Origin of the sequence: Flavobacterium branchiicola, from assembly GCF_018383905.1 — a bacterium.
Lineage (GTDB): Bacteria > Bacteroidota > Bacteroidia > Flavobacteriales > Flavobacteriaceae > Flavobacterium > Flavobacterium branchiicola.
In genome coordinates this window covers 19,908-35,476 of record NZ_JAGYWA010000013.1, presented here as the reverse complement: position 1 = coordinate 35,476, position 15,569 = coordinate 19,908, and the positions used below count along the sequence as shown (strand labels likewise).

The window sequence follows — 15,569 nt, the reverse complement described above, 5'->3', positions numbered from 1 at the left end:
TTTTATTCTGTTTTTAGGGCTGGTTTTAAACTGTCTTTTACGATTGTCAGACTGTCTTTTACTGGTGCAGTTACGATTGGTGCAACAGGAGCGACATATCTTTTTATTTTTTGCTGAATTACAACAGCATCGTTTAAAACAAATGGAGTTGGCATCATCCAGTCACTTCTTGGTTTTACTTTAAGTAACGGATTCGTCATTAAATCAAATGAACTTTCTAGTAAATCCATATCAAAAATAGACGACTTATTGATGTAAAAGTCCATGACAAGAGGTTCATTCCCTACAACATAATAGCATAGAATTTTCATTCCGTCATGTTCCAGACGATTTGTTTTTGCGCCCGAAGCGGAAACACCATTTGCCTTAAAGTTGTAAAAAGTCATTTTTGGATTGGCGAAAATGTCGTAACGGTTTACTTTACGATTTGGCGTTATTTTGATTTTTAAATATCTGTTATTTCCAACAACACTGTCTTTTAAGAACGCAATAGTTGGTTTTGGAACATCAACAACCGGAGCGATCGCACTGTAAGTAAAGCCAGAATTGTATTTGCTGGCAATTGGAAGACTATTTAAACCTACCGCTTTCTGATTTTTTTCTCCTAAATATGATTTTGTCCAGTCGTCCAGATTAACATCATAAGTTGTCCAGACTGCCGAATTGGTATTGGCATTATAAACATACAATAAGCTATTTGATTTTGCTTTGCCATGCTCATAACCTGAATTATATCCGGCGTAGATAAAAAATGCAATTGAAATCGCAAAAAAGAACATTGTCCAGATTCCTTTTTTTATGAAAGATCCAAAAACAGGAAGTATTAAACCAAATAGTAAAACCGTTAATACTGCACTTCCGTAAAGAATTTTTAATCCTAAACCTACAGGAAACATGACAATAAAAGGAGCCACGATTGCCAAAGCCGGAATAGCGAACAATAAGTTTAAAACCATGCTATTGTGCTGCGTAAGCACATAGATTCCGAATAAAATAACTCCAAAATAAACCGGAATAATCAGGAAACCTGCACCAGTCAAATTATTCGCAATAAATGCATTGATAATGATCCAAAGTAGTAACGGAGCTACAAAATGGTTCATTGTTACTTTTGTTTCAGAAAAATGATGATAGAATGCAAAACAAATAGCGATACTTAAAGTAACAAATGCGCCAATATAAGCGTGACCGTTGTATGTGAAGCCGTTTAATAAATCTGAATATTGAGGGTAAATCTGCAAAACGATTTTCCATCCAAGAAAAGTAACTAAACCGGAAATAATTATAGCGCCCAAAAGAGGAACAAAGCCTTTAAATATGTCTCTAAAGTTGACCATATGTTTGGCTTTTCCGATAAAAATAAAGATAATTAATAATCCTAAAGCAATTAAGGTCATCGGCATAACCCATGAAAAAGGATAATTAATGAAGGAGAAAGGAACCGTAAAATACACTTCGTCTTCTGTTGAATTAGTTGCATTTAAATCAACATTCGAAAAATATTTTAATAAAGGCATCAAGTAAGTTCCCTGATGCGCTAGTGTCATTTTATTTAAATGCTGAACATCGTCTTGTTGGGTATGGTAATTAAAATGTCCATCAATAAAAGCAAAATTGAATCCCTGAATATTACCTTGCTCTCTAAAAACCGTTAAATCAGTATCGTTTGGAAGCATTTTATAAATACTGTACATCAACGAGTTTGAAACGGGATAAGATGTTTTAGCATTTGCAAATTCCTTTACAAGTGCCTGATTTCCTTTGTTGGTTTCCATTAGCATATAACTTGGGCCGTTAGAACCTCTGGCTTCAAAGTTAAGAACCAAACCGACATCTTTTGCCCAAGGATGTTTGTTGACGAATAAAGCAGCTCCGTTTAAACCTAACTCTTCTGCATCAGAAAATAGAATAATGATGTCATTTTTCTGAGGTTGTTTGGAGTATAAAAAAGCACGAATACCTTCTAGAATTGTAGCAACTCCGGAAGCATCGTCGCTTGCACCTTTGGAGAAAGAATGTGGCGCACTGTCGTAATGAGAAAGTAATAAAAGTGCCTTTGTATTGTTTGTACCCTTAATTCGGGCGAGAATATTTTTAGATTTTACTAATAGACCTTTATCATTAAGTGTAAATCCTTCCTGAACACTGGTTTCTAAACCAATTCTGTTTAACTCCAGTTTTAAATAATTAGCAACTAGTTCATGATTTATTGTACCTACATAATGGGGTTTTTGTGCAATAATTTCAACCTGATTTAAGGCTCGTTCGGTAGAGAATTCAGCAAGAGCTTCTTCTTCTCTCGAAACGTATTGTGGCATCATTGTGGCATATATAATGCCCAAAATTGCTAAAACACAAAGAAAGCCTAGAATTGAGGTGGGGTTTTTTTTCATGACAAACTGTACTATATTTCTTTTTTAACAAGCATAAAATAATCATTGTCCAAAGAGCGATATCCTTGGTCATACAGGAAATAGTAGGTATTGCCTGTTTTGGTCTGCAAGATATTGGTAAAGAAATCAAAATCAAAACCTTTATTAATCATTTTATCGCGTGTTGCTTTTGATTTTCCTTCAACATTTAATTCCGACAAAATACGGTAATTTTTTCGTAACTTATTGTTTACATTTCGCATGAAATTAGTGCTATCCTTGTTTATTTTATTGTTGTAGGCATTTCGGCAACTATCAGAACAAAATTTCTTGTCTTCTCTGCCGACAATTTTTTCAGAACATTCGAGGCATGTCTTCATTATTCTATCTTTTTTATTTCATATAAATCTGTCCTTCTGTCTTTTAATGTTTTTACACTTCCGTGTTCATGAAGTTCTTTTAATAAGTTTAAATCCACATCAACAATTAATGTCATTTCAGTATTTGGAGTAGCTTCGGCTTTAATTCCGTTACTTGGAAAAGCAAAATCAGACGGTGTAAATACAGAGGCCTGTGCATATTGAATATCCATATTGTTCACTTTTGGTAAATTGCCCACACAACCTGCTATGGCTACATAACATTCATTTTCGATGGCACGTGCCTGCGAACAGTGTTTTACTCGGGTATAACCATTTTGGGTATCAGTTAAGAATGGGACAAACAGAATATTCATACCTTCATCTGCCAGAAGTCTCGGAAGCTCCGGAAACTCAACATCGTAACAGATTAAAATTCCAATTTTACCACAATCAGTATCAAAGGTTTTAAATTGCGATCCGCCTTTCATTCCCCAGTGAACAACCTCGTTGGGAGTAATATGAATTTTGGTATACATTTCTGAAGTTCCGTCTCTTTTGCATAAAAAACCAACATTGTATAAATTACCGTTTTCCATATACGGCATACTTCCTGTGATTATATTGATATTGTATGAAATAGAGAATTCCTGAAAACGCTTTCTGATTGGTTCAGAATATCTGGCAAGTTCACGAATAGCTTCGGCTTCTGATAAATGATTAAAATCGGCCATTAACGGAGCGATGAAAAGTTCGGGAAACAATGCGAAATCACTTCCGTAGCCCGAAACGACATCGATAAAAAATTCGGCTTGCTCAAATAAAGCGTCAAGATTATTAAGCTGGCGCATCTGCCATTGAATTAATCCTAAACGAATAACACTTTTTTCAAGATTAATCAGTTTTGGATTTTCTTCATAATAAATATTGTTCCATTCTAATAAAACAGCAAATTCTTTAGATTCTTCGTCGCCTTCAAGATAATTTTTGATAATTCTGAGTACGTGAAAATCGTTGCTTAACTGAAAAGACAATACAGGATCGTATAATTCTTTGTCTTTTACCTTTTCAATATAAACTTTAGGAGTAAATTTTTTAGAAAACTGATTGTAATTCGGAATTCTCCCTGCAAATACAATAGCTTTTAAATTAAGCTGTTCGCAAAGTTCTTTTCGGGCATCATAAAGACGTCGGCCTAAACGCAAGCCACGATAGTTTGGGTGAATGAATACATCAATTCCGTATAAGATTTCACCATTTGGGTTATGAGTCGAGAAACTATAATCGCCAATAATTTGTTTGTAATTGTGTCTTTTGTCTACTAATTTCTCATCGACAATAAGCGATAATGCGGAGCCAACAACGGCACCATCAACTAATATTACTAATTGTCCTTCGGGAAATACCGAAAGAAGTTTTTTTATGTCTGCCGATCTCCAATACGAATCTGCCATTTCAGGATAAGATTCAACCATTGAATTTTTCAACTGCTTATAATCGACAAATTCTAAATTTCTTAATTCTACTTTTTTGATTTCTGCCTGCATATATTGTACGATTTATCTCAAATATAGGAAAAATAATTTCCATTTACAAACGCTTACAAATAATTACAACCGAAAGTAAATAGTTGTCAACCGAATAATTAGGGGAGAGTGACGCAATTTTGCCTTGTTGAATTTGATGAACGAATTCTTTATATGAACATTTAAATAGTATACGCCATGAACGCAATGAAAAACAAAGTACAATTAATCGGGAACGTTGGAAATGATCCGGAAATTAAAACATTAGAAAATGGAAAAAAGTTAGCGCATTTAACGATTGCAACAAATGACCATTACAAAAATGAAAAGGGCGAAAAAGTGCAGCAAACCGAATGGCATCGTGTAACGGCCTGGGGAAAAACAGCAGAAATTATTGAAAAGTATGTTGTAAAAGGGAAAGAAGTTGCCGTTGAAGGTAAATTAACGCATCGCACTTATGAAGACAAAAACGGTGAAAAGAAGTATGTGACCGAAGTTGTTGTAAACGAAATTTTATTGCTGAGTAAATAATTATTAATTAAGCGCCACGTGAATCAAACCCGACAGGTTTTCAAAATCTGTCGGGTTTAACTTTTAGATTTATTTATAAAACCGAAGCGCCATTAATATCGGTTGTGAGCACTTCGCTCATATAATCAAAAAAAGGTCTCATATTTTTGAAGGCATCCAAAGCCAGTTCTAAAAAGTTAGGACTTAAAACTTCCTCGTCACTAAAGCGTTTAATAACCAGAAATTGTTTGTAACGAAGTAAATCGATGGCTGGGTGATCCAGTTCAAAACCTTTTGGTTTTGTTTTGAGTTGCTCGCCTTGTAAAATTCCAAAATTGCTGATAAAAGATTTTGAATTCAATATTTCCTGAAAAGTTTCAGGATCATGGGCAAATTCAGCTCTAATTCTTTTTAAATCTGCTGCATTTGGTCCCCAGAAACCACCAGCAAAAAAGCTATTCCCTTTTTCTAAATGAAAATAGTAACCACCGCGCCTGGTAGCAGTTGCACGTGTGTAACTTCCTCCCCAAAAATGTTTAAAAGGAGTTTTGTCTTTAGAAAAACGAATGTCACGATAAATCCTGTAAACACTTTTTTTACCGGAAGTATTTTCTAAAACATCAGTTTTAGAAAGTTCTTTTAATAATGCACCAGCAAAATTCTCAACATGATTTAATTCGATTAAATATTGTGGTTTATTAGCTTCAAACCAAGGTTTGTTGTTGTTATCTTTAAGTTGTACTAAAAAATCAAGACTAGATTTCGGGATTGTAAGGCTGTTTTCCATAATTGTATAAAATCTGAAGATGCTAATTTAAAAATAAAAAACCCACCGAAAATTTTGGTGGGTTTTTACTATATTTTGTTAAGCCGTTTTTTTGAATAAATCAAACATAGGACAACGAGAACAGCGTTTCTTTTCGCTTTTCTTGTATTTTTCACAACAAGAAGATTTACAGTTTTCAATCTTCTTAATCTTATCAAGGATTTCAGCTTTTTTCTTCTTCTTTTTATCCTTTTTCTTGTCCTTGTCTTTTTCTTTCTTGCCCAATTTTCCTCTGTATTATAAAAACAGAGACAAATATATATCAAAAAAGTTATTTTTAAGTATTCTAAATAAACTTTAACTTTTTTTATTTTGGATTGATTGCAATCGAGCTTGTAACTGTTAATTGCTGAATATCACGATCAAACAAGTAAAGTCCGCCTTTGTCATCACCAATTAAGTTGATTTTATCCAAAATAGATTTAGCTGTAGCTTCTTCCTCGATTTGTTCAGAAACATACCATTGTAAGAAATTATGTGTTGCATAGTCTCTTTCTTCAAAAGTAATATGTACTAATTCGTTGATAGATTTCGAAACAAAAAGTTCATGATTGTAAAGTTCCTCAAACATTTCCTTAAAAGTAGAATATGTTGTTTTTGGTGCTTTTAGATCTGTAATCTGAGCGTGTCCTCCGCGTTCGTTTACATACTTTACTAATTTAAGCATGTGTGCGCGCTCTTCGTCTGACTGTGTGTACATAAATTGAGCGATTCCCTCTAATCCGTGTACTTCAGCCCAACAAGCCATAGAAAGATAAGTTTGCGAAGATTCTGCTTCTATGCGGATTTGCTTGTTTAAAGCTGATTCAATATTTTTTGCTAGCATAATGATGTCTTTTGTGTAAAATTAACAAAAATAATCCATACCGTTTTTTCGAAATGATGAAAACAGTAGACATTTGGATTGATTCTCAATAAATTTAATTTCGATTTAAGGGTACAGATTTAGTAAATTGAGCCTTATTGATAATAGGATTTCCGTTGTCCTCATTCATAAAACCATCTGTAAATTTACGGATAACATATTTCTTTGAATACAAATCATAATAGCCTAAAATGTAATAGTCCTGTAGTTTAAGAATATGCTCTAAGGCAATGTTTTTATTTTTGCTCATAAAATAAAAAACATTATCAATCGCTAAAATTTCTGGTTGTTCGTTGGTTGTAAAATCAAATTTAGAATCCAGCATGGCATCAAAGAAAACCATTTTATTTGCGTATTGTGTATATCGGTCATTAAAACCTCCAAAATAATCACTTGGTCTGTAGTCAAAATTTGGAATTGAAACTTCATACTCAGCAAATCCGCCAAAGGTTATAAATGTATTGTTTTTGTTTTTAAAAGCAGAAACCCCCACATTTACCATCGATAAGTTTTTTAAGAACTTACTTGTTGTTTTCAATTTTTCAGGTCTTTGTCCGTTTGATTTAATAAAAAGGGGAGAATTTTTAAAACGAATAGTGTCATTTTTTGAAACTGAAACCGTTTTGATACTCTTTCCACTTTCAAAATCTTTAATTTCAAACAAAAGCTCTTCGTTATTTGCATTGATTTGAAGTAATTTATTCTCCAGATAAAAGGAATTTGACGATGCAGATTGTTTCTTAGAAACCGGCTGATTAAATATTTTCTCTGTAACATCAAGAGATTCCAGATTTAAATCGAACACATGTGTTTGCTTTGAATTGTAATCTAATGTTAGAATAATATGATTATCCAGAACATACATCTTGCTTTTATTGACACTTTTTTCTAAAGGATTAAAATTATCAGAGTCTATATTTTCGATTGGAAAATATTGAATCAGTGAACTAAATGTAAATCGTTGACCTTTTTCATTTTTGAATATAAAAGAGGAGAAATCGAACATTTTTATTTCACATTTTCCATTGCTAAATTCATAAAGAAGCAAATGATTCTCATTTTTCTCCTTAGAAAGAATATAGAAGATGTTGTTTTTCTGAAATGAGGTAATCAGACTTCCTGAATAATCCGGAAATTCAAAATTTAAAGCTCTGGAAGTCTTAGTCTCAAAATAATATTTAATAATTCTGATGTTTCTTGCAGTGTCTGAACCCCAATAAAGTGTTGGATTTCCATCTTCACTAATGCTGTGGCCAATTAGACTTCTGTTTTCTATGTTGTTTATAGAATCTGTAAGTTGATTGGTAAGGAATAGAAATTTATTGTATTTATATATAAAAGTGTTCTTGTTGTCTGCCGCAAAAACGTAAACATCATGAGTTTTTACATCTTCGGTATTTAAAATCTGTCCATTTTCCAGTGGTTTGTTAAGGTGTATAGGAAAAGAATTTAATACCGTTTGACTAAAAAGTGATGATTTTGAGAATAATAAAAGAAAAAGCAATAGTTTTTTCATTGGTGTTTGTAGTCAAATGTCTTTCTCAAATTTAAGGAAATTAATGATATTAAATAAGAAAATCGAGAAGTAAAAAAGCCCTAAATGGAATTTCCATCTAGGGCTCATATTTTTATTTATAGTAAGTTTATTTTACTGTAAAAGTAACTCTTCTTGCTAATCTTCTTGCTTCTTCAGATTCTTTTGCAATTGAATTATCTGCTCCTTGAGAAACAACGTTTAGTCTTGAAGACGAAATTCCTGCTTTTTCAAAAATAGTTTTTATATTGTTTGCTCTTGCATTTGATAATTTTTCATTGTAAGCTTCGCTTCCAACCTGATCTGCATGGCCAATAATATCAAGAGATGCCGAAGGATTTTTTCTTAAATAAGTTAAGACAGCATCAATAGCAGCAGTAGAATTTTCGATTGGAGTAGATTTGTTAAAGTCAAAGTAAACACTGTAATATTTATCATTGATCATTTCTTTAACGATATCTTTATCACTTACAACATTGGTTGTTATAGGTTTTTCTATAATTACTTTTTCCGGAGTTTTCTTAACTAAAGCTTCAAGGTCAGCAATTTTGTTTTCTAATGGTGTAAGATCTGTTTGATCTGAAATTACAACCCAGTCAGCATGTTTTGTGGCTTTGCCTAAGTAAACCTGCAAACCGACAGTTCCGTTAAACAGTAATCCTGAAAATCCTCTTGCGTTTGTTGGTGATACACCATCAAAAGTGTGATCCTGAAAAGCATTAAAAATTGTAGTGACATCACCTGTCAAAGCAATTCGGTCTGTTAGTCTGATTTGTCCGGTAAGACCTCCCATGATATTTCCTATCATGTCGTTACCTTGAAAAGCATCACTTTTTAATTGACCAACTCCAATACCGGCATGTCCTAATAAACCAATTGTTTTAGTCCATGTTTCAAAATTCATGATACGGCCTAAGTTTGCGATACCTTGAATGTCTGCTCTGTAGTATTTAGAATCAAAAGCAATAGAACTGTTTTTTTGTTCTGTTAAATCATTGTATCCAAAATCAGCTTTCAAACCAAACTTGTTGTTAAACATATATCTTACTCCAAGATCAACTGTAAACGGGCTGATTATTCTTGTGTAATAAGAATTTGATGTTAAGGGACGTTGAGGTTTGTTAAAACCACCCGAAAGCTCGACAGACCATTTATTAAAATCATCTGTAGCTTTAGTTTCCGTTTGTGCATTTACAGACATAATGCTTAAAGCTAATGCCAGAGTAATTACAATTTTTTTCATTGTTAATTGAGATTTTATATTTTGGCTCAAAAAAACAATTAATAGTAAGAATTATATGTCAATATAAGGTTTTAAGATAACAGAATAAGACTTATTTTTATAGATTCATTTGGTTCTGAAAAGTATCTACAAATTGTCCGAGATGCAAACCATCCATCAAACCATGATGTACATAAACGGCCATTGATATGGTTCTTTTTCCGGTTTCTGATGTCATCATTTTTCCAAAGGAGATTTTTGGACAACTATCCGGATAGGTAAAACTGCGCGCATGAGTAAGCGAAGTAAAATTTAGCCACGGAATTGCCGAAAAATGAATCACATTATCATCATCAAAAGATCTTGTAAAAATTCCGGTTGTATTTTGAATACGCTCAATTTCGGCTAAGGCGTTTTGTTCAAAGATTTTAAAATCTGGATTATATTCAATTAATGAAAATCCGAAAGTACCATCTTCACGGCCTATAGTTGCCGATGCATCTATACGATCATTGATAAATATTTTCCCTTCTGAAATTCTATACCTGAAGTTTTCAATTGCATTTACAGCAACTAATGTTTTGTGTAGGTAGAAAATGAAAAAAGAAGCGTTTATACTTTTTGCGGTTTGATACGCTTTGGTACAATCGATTTCGACAGTAGCACCAAAAAAAGGTTCTTCCATCTGGCTAAAATGAGCAAAATGTTCTTTTCTATTCCAGTTTTCTAAGTCTAAAAGTGTTTTCATTATATTAAATTTGGAACAACTTCTTTGATTGTTTCAAATGAACTAAAGTGTTCGTGTTCGATGGTATGATTAATTTTTTCGTGTTCCCAAGTGGTATGAAACGGAATATGTACGGCATATCCGCCAAGTTCCAAAACTGGAAGAATATCTGATTTTAAAGAATTTCCAATCATTAAAAACTCATGTGCTTTAATATCTAAACGTCCCAGAAGTTTTTGATAATCAATTTCCTGTTTGTCTGACATTACTTCGATATGATGAAAATAATGACCCAAACCAGAACGGTGTAATTTACTGTGCTGATCTTTTAAGTCGCCTTTTGTAGCCACAACCAGTTTGTATTTTCCGTGCAAAGCCTGCAAAGTTTCCTCGATTCCGTCCAGAAGTTCGATTGGTTTTTCGAGTAATTCTTTTCCGTATTCAATGATTTTTGCAATTACTTCAACAGGAATTGTATTGTTTGAAATATTCATTGCGGCTTCAATCATCGAAAGAATATAGCCTTTAATTCCGTATCCGTACAAAGACAGATTTGCGATCTCGATTTTGAATAATTCCTGCGAAATTCCCTGATGTGAAAGGTAATCTTCCATCAAAGCACAAAATTTATGTTCGGTTTCCTGAAAATATGGTTCGTTTACAAACAAAGTATCATCAGCATCAAATGCGATTACTTTTAAGTTCGGAATTTTAGTTTTATGTAACATGGTGTTTTTTTGTTTCAGGTTTTGTTTTGTTTCAGGTTTCAGGTTTTCTGTGTTTTAGTTTTTTTTGCCACTAATTTCACGAATTGGCACTAATTTTTTTGACCGCAAATTTCACGAATTATCGCAAATTTTTTTCTGCTTGAATCTGTGTGTATTGTCACAGATTAAAATGAGTAGAAATATTTTAAAATAATCTGCTCAATCTGCTTAATCTGCGTGAAACTTTTTTAACCACAAATTACACAAATTGCACAAATTTTTTTAGCCATAGACTAAATGATTATTCATGTTTTAAAAAATAAATCTGCTCAATCTGCCGAATCTGCGGGAAACTTCCTTTTAGCTTTTGGAAAACAATCGTTTCAAAGAAATAGTCTTATCGTAAAACGTAATTCTAATTCCGAAGAGCAAAATGATTCCGCCAAAAACCATTTGTAAAGTTATTTGTTCTTCTAAGAATAACCAAGCCAAAATAGAGGTAATTACGGCCTGACTTAATAAACTCAGCGAAACTCTCGTTGCACGCATGTGCTGTGTAGCATAACTTATAGAAAGCCAGGCACACAATTGGCAAATTACTGCCTGAAGTACCAACACAAACCAGCCCGTATCTGAAAATCCGGTAAAGGGTTCGTTGAGCGAATAACAAAGAATTCCCAAATAAATACTTGATGCAAATAAACTGATAGTCATAAACGACAAAACATCAACCTGAGAAAGTACATTTTTACTCACTAAAAGATAAATCGAATATAATATTCCCGAAAGAACCGCAAACAGAAAAGCCTGATTGAAATTAAGATCGATAAAAAATTCAAAGCCAACCAAAGTCACCATCCCGAAAAGGGAAACTACAGTTCCTATCCAGAAATTGGTTGCGGGTTTTGATTTTAAAAATAAAAAAGATCCAACGCCAACCCAAACCGGAGATAAATTAGTTAGCAACGAAGCCTGAGTCGCACTTGATTCCTGAATGGCGATATTCCAAACGGCAACATCTGAGGCGAATAAAATACCACAAAGCGCTGCTAAAAGGGCAAATTTTAAAGTTGGGATTTTAAAGTTTTTACTCAAAAGTACATACGGCAAAAGCAGTACTACAGCAAAAAACATTCTATAAAAAGCTGAAATTAATCCTGGTGTTAAACGTAATTTAACCAATATAGGAAAAATCGAAATGCAGAGAATACCGCAGATTAAAGCTAGTCTTGGTTTGGTAATTTTCATGAAGTGTATTTTATGCTGGTATTATTTTTCAAAGATAATGCACAAAATAACTACTTTAAAAGTAAAAAGCGCGAATCGGTTAAAAATGTTAACCGATTCGCGCTTTTTGATTATGTTATGAAGTTTGATTAATCCATAAACTTTCTAATCGTATATTCTTTTGTCTTATTATCGTAATATCCTAAATAATAAGCAGATTCCATTTTGAATAAAGTTTGGGAAGAAACGTCATTATTGTCATCAAAAAAGGTTCTGATTTTGTCAAATGCCAATGGCTTTAAATCGCCTTTTATATTATTTCCTTCATTATCAAATAGAAAACATAAAACACACAAAACCCTCGCTTTAGATGTGACTAAATATCTTTTCAGATAGATTTCCCGAGTTTCCATAGGGACATCATGGCGAGGGTAAGCTTATTTTAATTTTTGTAAAAGCTTTATGAGGCTTTTAGAACTTTAAGGCAAGCCTTCTCGATTTGTTTGTCTGAAAACGGTTCGAGTGTTTCGGCAAGCATTTCACTGGTTTTGATGCATTCCATCATTTTTGACCTTAGATCTTTGTCATCTCCCAATTCTGTTTCAAGAATTCGCTTGAAAATTTCAGACATATAACTGGGCTGTTCTCTAAAATCTCCTTCAAACCAAAGGTCTGAAAGGAATTTTGCCATCGATGGCATTACATCGTGGTGTGTCGGTTTTTGATTTTCTCTTGTCATATACGAAAATATTAAACGCACGAAACTCTCGCTTTAGATGTGACAAAATATCCTTACAGATAGATTTTCCCGAGTTTCCATAGGGTCATCATGGCGAGAGTTCGCTTATTTTAACTTTTATTAAAGTTTCTGTATTATATGTAAGGTTTTTTGTCAAGACAAACTTACAAATATAAACTCATTTAAAAGTAAAAAATATAATAATTTTCTTATATTTTTATATATTCCGATTTTTTAAAAAAAGAACTTTATTAATGGAATTTCGAAGTAAGAACTATTTCTTTTTTAGCCTTTTTCGCATTTCAGAAATTACTTCTTCATTTTTATGAAAATTACCATTTTTAATTTCCATTCTACTATTTTCAATTGCCACTTTTTGGTCATTTGACAATTTATAAAGTTCCGGTTCAGACGAATCAAAAATAGTTTTGCGAGTATTTATAAAATTCGAATCCATAATATTACTTTATAAAATCAAAATTAAGATTTATTCTCAGATTTTATTAATTGATTCTGATAATTTGTAATCTTCTTAAAATAAAAAAAGCTATCAACCTGATATTTTAGGCTGATAACTTTCTTTTATAAAGCTATTTATCGAAATAAATTATCTCTTAGTTTACCGTTTCACCATTTGGTGCATCGGCATCTGGATTTATGAAAACCAATTTACCTTCGGCATTTGTAGTCATCAGGATCATTCCCTGACTTTCTACACCGCGTAAAGCTCTTGGAGCAAGGTTTGCTAAAACCGAAACACGTTTACCAATGATTTCTTCTGGAGAAAAGCTCTCTGCAATTCCCGAAACAATCGTACGAACGTCGATTCCTGTATCTACTTTTAAAACTAATAGTTTGTTTGCTTTTGGCATTTTTTCGGCTTCAAGAATAGTTCCTACACGAATATCCATTTTGGCAAAATCCTCAAACTGAATTAACTCTTTTTGCGGTTCTGGTTGTTTGCTTTCGGCAAGATTAGCGGTTTTTGTAGCTTCCAATTTATCTATTTGTTTTTGTATTTCTTCGTCTTCTATTTTTGCGAAAAGCAATTCTGCTTCACCAATTTTATGTCCGGCCGGAATTAAATCTGAATTTTCAGAAATATCATTCCATCCCAATTTTTTATCAAGAACAATGTCTTGTGCGTCGCGATTTTTCTCTTTCAGAAACTTGCTGAATCCTTCAAAATGCTCTTTAAGATCACCTAAATTCAAGATTTTAGAAAGTTTATTTGCTGTAAAAGGTAAAAACGGTTCTGCCAGAACACTCAAAGCTGCAGCAATTTGCAAGGCAACATACATTTGCGTTTTTACACGCTCCGGATTGTCTTTCATCACTTTCCAAGGCTCTTCGTCGGCAAGATATTTATTTCCTAAACGGGCAACATTCATTAATTCACCAAGTGCTTCACGGAATCTGTAACGCTCAACCGAACTTGAAATTACTGCCGGATACGCTTTTAATTCGGCTAAAGTAGCTTCGTCAACTTCTGTAAATTCATTTGGCGTAGGTACAACACCTTCATAATATTTGTTGGTTAAAACCACAACACGATTAATGAAGTTTCCGAAAATAGCAACCAATTCGTTGTTATTTCTAGCCTGGAAATCTTTCCATGTAAAATCGTTATCTTTTGTTTCAGGAGCGTTAGAAGTTAATGCATAACGCAAAACGTCTTGTTTCTCCGGAAATTCTTCTAAATATTCGTGCAACCAAACTGCCCAGTTTTTAGAAGTCGAAAGTTTGTTTCCTTCTAAATTAAGGAATTCATTTGCCGGAACGTTGTCTGGTAAAATATAACTTCCTTCGGCTTTAAGCATTGCCGGGAAAATAATACAGTGAAAAACAATATTGTCTTTTCCGATAAAGTGAACCAGTTTGGTTTCTTCATCTTTCCAATACGGTTCCCAGTCTTTTCCTTCGCGTGCTGCCCATTCTTTTGTAGAAGAAATATATCCGATAGGCGCATCAAACCAAACATATAATTTTTTTCCTTCGGCACCTTCAACCGGAACATCAATTCCCCAATCAAGGTCACGTGTTACGGCGCGAGGCTCAAGTCCTGCATCGATCCATGATTTTACCTGACCGTAAACGTTGGCTTTCCAGTCACTTTTATGACCTTCTAAAATCCATTTTGTTAAGAAATCAGAATATCTGTCCAGAGGTAAAAACCAGTGTTTAGTTTCTTTTAAAATTGGAGTTTCTCCGGTAATTGTCGATTTCGGATTAATCAAATCGGTAGCGTTCAAAGTAGACCCGCAATTTTCGCACTGATCTCCGTAAGCTCCATCATTACCACATTTTGGGCAAGTTCCTACAACAAAACGGTCTGCCAAAAACTGATTTGCTTTTGCATCGTACAATTGTTCGGTAACTTCTTCAATAAAATCTCCTTTATCATACAGCGTTCTAAAGAATTCTGAAGCCGTATCATGATGAATTTTTGCTGAAGTTCGAGAGTAATTATCAAACGAAATTCCGAAATCTGAAAACGATTTGCGAATAATTCCGTCATATTTATCAATAACTTCCTGTGGTGTAATTCCTTCTTTTTTGGCTTTCATTGAGATTGCTACACCGTGTTCATCGCTTCCGCAAATAAATGCAACATCTTTTCCTTGCAAACGCAAGTATCTCGAATAGATATCTGCAGGCACGTAAACCCCCGCCAAATGCCCAATGTGTATTGGTCCGTTGGTGTATGGTAATGCCGCTGTGATCGTATATCTTTTTGGATTCTGTATCATCTTTCAAATTTATTGAGTGCAAAAATAAGCAATAGAATCGAGATTTTAATATTACGTAGAGATTCGCAAAGAAAAAGCATCCAATCTTGTCATTTCGAGGAACGAGAAATCTCCACAAGTAGCTCGCCAAAGATTGGCGCTTTTAGGAGCGGAGTTACTTGTGGAGATTTCTCGTTCCTCGAAATGACAAACTAGAACGACACAC

16 protein-coding genes are annotated in these 15,569 nt (G+C 33.5%); 1 reads left to right on the top strand and 15 read right to left on the bottom strand.

Annotated elements, in window-relative coordinates; genetic code table 11:
* Nucleotides 1-2: 2 nt before the first annotated feature.
* The 3 genes from KHA98_RS22125 to KHA98_RS22115 are packed head-to-tail and all read right to left on the bottom strand — an operon-like array spanning nucleotide 3 to nucleotide 4,278.
* The gene (locus KHA98_RS22125; RefSeq protein ID WP_213260172.1) at nucleotides 3-2,393 is read right to left on the bottom strand and encodes a M28 family peptidase; all 2,391 of its coding nucleotides are present in this window, start codon (nucleotides 2,391-2,393) and stop codon (nucleotides 3-5) included.
* Between the two features lie 11 nt (nucleotides 2,394-2,404).
* Entirely contained in the window at nucleotides 2,405-2,752 is a 348-nt protein-coding gene (locus KHA98_RS22120; protein WP_213260171.1) for a hypothetical protein, read from the bottom strand.
* Nucleotides 2,752-4,278, bottom strand: coding sequence for a carbon-nitrogen hydrolase family protein (locus KHA98_RS22115; RefSeq protein WP_213260170.1), 1,527 nt, complete (start codon nucleotides 4,276-4,278; stop codon nucleotides 2,752-2,754). Before KHA98_RS22115 ends, KHA98_RS22120 begins: the two co-directional genes overlap by 1 nt.
* Nucleotides 4,279-4,455: 177 nt before the next feature.
* Here KHA98_RS22115 and KHA98_RS22110 point away from each other — a divergent pair, with 177 nt between their 5' ends.
* Nucleotides 4,456-4,788 carry a single-stranded DNA-binding protein gene (locus tag KHA98_RS22110; RefSeq protein WP_213260169.1) on the top strand — a complete coding sequence of 111 codons (333 nt, stop codon included), beginning with the start codon at nucleotides 4,456-4,458 and terminating at the stop codon, nucleotides 4,786-4,788.
* Between the two features lie 73 nt (nucleotides 4,789-4,861).
* Here KHA98_RS22110 and KHA98_RS22105 read toward each other — a convergent pair whose 3' ends face one another.
* From KHA98_RS22105 to metG, 12 genes are all read right to left on the bottom strand, one after another.
* Nucleotides 4,862-5,554, bottom strand: coding sequence for a DUF2461 domain-containing protein (locus tag KHA98_RS22105; protein WP_213260168.1), 693 nt, complete (start codon nucleotides 5,552-5,554; stop codon nucleotides 4,862-4,864).
* A 78-nt stretch (nucleotides 5,555-5,632) separates the two neighbouring features.
* The gene (locus KHA98_RS22100) at nucleotides 5,633-5,818 is read right to left on the bottom strand and encodes a hypothetical protein (RefSeq protein ID WP_213260167.1); all 186 of its coding nucleotides are present in this window, start codon (nucleotides 5,816-5,818) and stop codon (nucleotides 5,633-5,635) included.
* 82 nt (nucleotides 5,819-5,900) lie between these two features.
* Nucleotides 5,901-6,419: a ferritin gene (locus KHA98_RS22095; protein WP_213260166.1), complete on the bottom strand. Its 519-nt coding sequence runs from the start codon at nucleotides 6,417-6,419 to the stop codon at nucleotides 5,901-5,903.
* 94 nt (nucleotides 6,420-6,513) lie between these two features.
* Nucleotides 6,514-7,974 (bottom strand): hypothetical protein, encoded by a 1,461-nt coding sequence (locus KHA98_RS22090; protein WP_213260165.1) that lies wholly within the window; start codon nucleotides 7,972-7,974, stop codon nucleotides 6,514-6,516.
* Nucleotides 7,975-8,101: 127 nt separating this feature from the next.
* Entirely contained in the window at nucleotides 8,102-9,235 is a 1,134-nt protein-coding gene (locus tag KHA98_RS22085; protein ID WP_213260164.1) for an OmpA family protein, read from the bottom strand.
* A 97-nt stretch (nucleotides 9,236-9,332) separates the two neighbouring features.
* On the bottom strand, nucleotides 9,333-9,962 hold the full coding sequence (locus tag KHA98_RS22080) for a chloramphenicol acetyltransferase (RefSeq protein WP_213260163.1): 630 nt from the start codon (nucleotides 9,960-9,962) through the stop codon (nucleotides 9,333-9,335).
* The gene (locus KHA98_RS22075) at nucleotides 9,962-10,669 is read right to left on the bottom strand and encodes an HAD family hydrolase (RefSeq protein WP_213260162.1); all 708 of its coding nucleotides are present in this window, start codon (nucleotides 10,667-10,669) and stop codon (nucleotides 9,962-9,964) included. Before KHA98_RS22075 ends, KHA98_RS22080 begins: the two co-directional genes overlap by 1 nt.
* Before the next feature lie 339 nt (nucleotides 10,670-11,008).
* Nucleotides 11,009-11,896 (bottom strand): DMT family transporter, encoded by an 888-nt coding sequence (locus KHA98_RS22070; RefSeq protein ID WP_213260161.1) that lies wholly within the window; start codon nucleotides 11,894-11,896, stop codon nucleotides 11,009-11,011.
* A gap of 128 nt (nucleotides 11,897-12,024) precedes the next feature.
* Entirely contained in the window at nucleotides 12,025-12,288 is a 264-nt protein-coding gene (locus tag KHA98_RS22065; protein WP_213260160.1) for a hypothetical protein, read from the bottom strand.
* Nucleotides 12,289-12,335: 47 nt separating this feature from the next.
* Nucleotides 12,336-12,614 (bottom strand): hypothetical protein, encoded by a 279-nt coding sequence (locus KHA98_RS22060; RefSeq protein ID WP_213260159.1) that lies wholly within the window; start codon nucleotides 12,612-12,614, stop codon nucleotides 12,336-12,338.
* A 274-nt stretch (nucleotides 12,615-12,888) separates the two neighbouring features.
* Entirely contained in the window at nucleotides 12,889-13,071 is a 183-nt protein-coding gene (locus tag KHA98_RS22055; RefSeq protein ID WP_213260158.1) for a hypothetical protein, read from the bottom strand.
* Nucleotides 13,072-13,228: 157 nt separating this feature from the next.
* Nucleotides 13,229-15,364: a methionine--tRNA ligase gene (gene metG / locus KHA98_RS22050; RefSeq protein ID WP_213260157.1), complete on the bottom strand. Its 2,136-nt coding sequence runs from the start codon at nucleotides 15,362-15,364 to the stop codon at nucleotides 13,229-13,231.
* Nucleotides 15,365-15,569: the final 205 nt, after the last annotated feature.

Excerpts from the sequence above, each read along its gene's own strand:
- KHA98_RS22125 (WP_213260172.1), bottom strand. The coding sequence starts at position 2,393 with ATGAAAAAAAACCCCACCTCAATTCTAGGCTTTCTTTGTGTTTTAGCA.
- KHA98_RS22120 (WP_213260171.1), bottom strand. The coding sequence starts at position 2,752 with ATGAAGACATGCCTCGAATGTTCTGAAAAAATTGTCGGCAGAGAAGAC.
- KHA98_RS22115 (WP_213260170.1), bottom strand. The coding sequence starts at position 4,278 with ATGCAGGCAGAAATCAAAAAAGTAGAATTAAGAAATTTAGAATTTGTC.
- KHA98_RS22110 (WP_213260169.1), top strand. The coding sequence starts at position 4,456 with ATGAACGCAATGAAAAACAAAGTACAATTAATCGGGAACGTTGGAAAT.
- KHA98_RS22105 (WP_213260168.1), bottom strand. The coding sequence starts at position 5,554 with ATGGAAAACAGCCTTACAATCCCGAAATCTAGTCTTGATTTTTTAGTA.
- KHA98_RS22095 (WP_213260166.1), bottom strand. The coding sequence starts at position 6,419 with ATGCTAGCAAAAAATATTGAATCAGCTTTAAACAAGCAAATCCGCATA.
- KHA98_RS22090 (WP_213260165.1), bottom strand. The coding sequence starts at position 7,974 with ATGAAAAAACTATTGCTTTTTCTTTTATTATTCTCAAAATCATCACTT.
- KHA98_RS22085 (WP_213260164.1), bottom strand. The coding sequence starts at position 9,235 with ATGAAAAAAATTGTAATTACTCTGGCATTAGCTTTAAGCATTATGTCT.
- KHA98_RS22080 (WP_213260163.1), bottom strand. The coding sequence starts at position 9,962 with ATGAAAACACTTTTAGACTTAGAAAACTGGAATAGAAAAGAACATTTT.
- KHA98_RS22075 (WP_213260162.1), bottom strand. The coding sequence starts at position 10,669 with ATGTTACATAAAACTAAAATTCCGAACTTAAAAGTAATCGCATTTGAT.
- KHA98_RS22070 (WP_213260161.1), bottom strand. The coding sequence starts at position 11,896 with ATGAAAATTACCAAACCAAGACTAGCTTTAATCTGCGGTATTCTCTGC.
- KHA98_RS22065 (WP_213260160.1), bottom strand. The coding sequence starts at position 12,288 with ATGGAAACTCGGGAAATCTATCTGAAAAGATATTTAGTCACATCTAAA.
- KHA98_RS22060 (WP_213260159.1), bottom strand. The coding sequence starts at position 12,614 with ATGACAAGAGAAAATCAAAAACCGACACACCACGATGTAATGCCATCG.
- KHA98_RS22055 (WP_213260158.1), bottom strand. The coding sequence starts at position 13,071 with ATGGATTCGAATTTTATAAATACTCGCAAAACTATTTTTGATTCGTCT.
- metG (WP_213260157.1), bottom strand. The coding sequence starts at position 15,364 with ATGATACAGAATCCAAAAAGATATACGATCACAGCGGCATTACCATAC.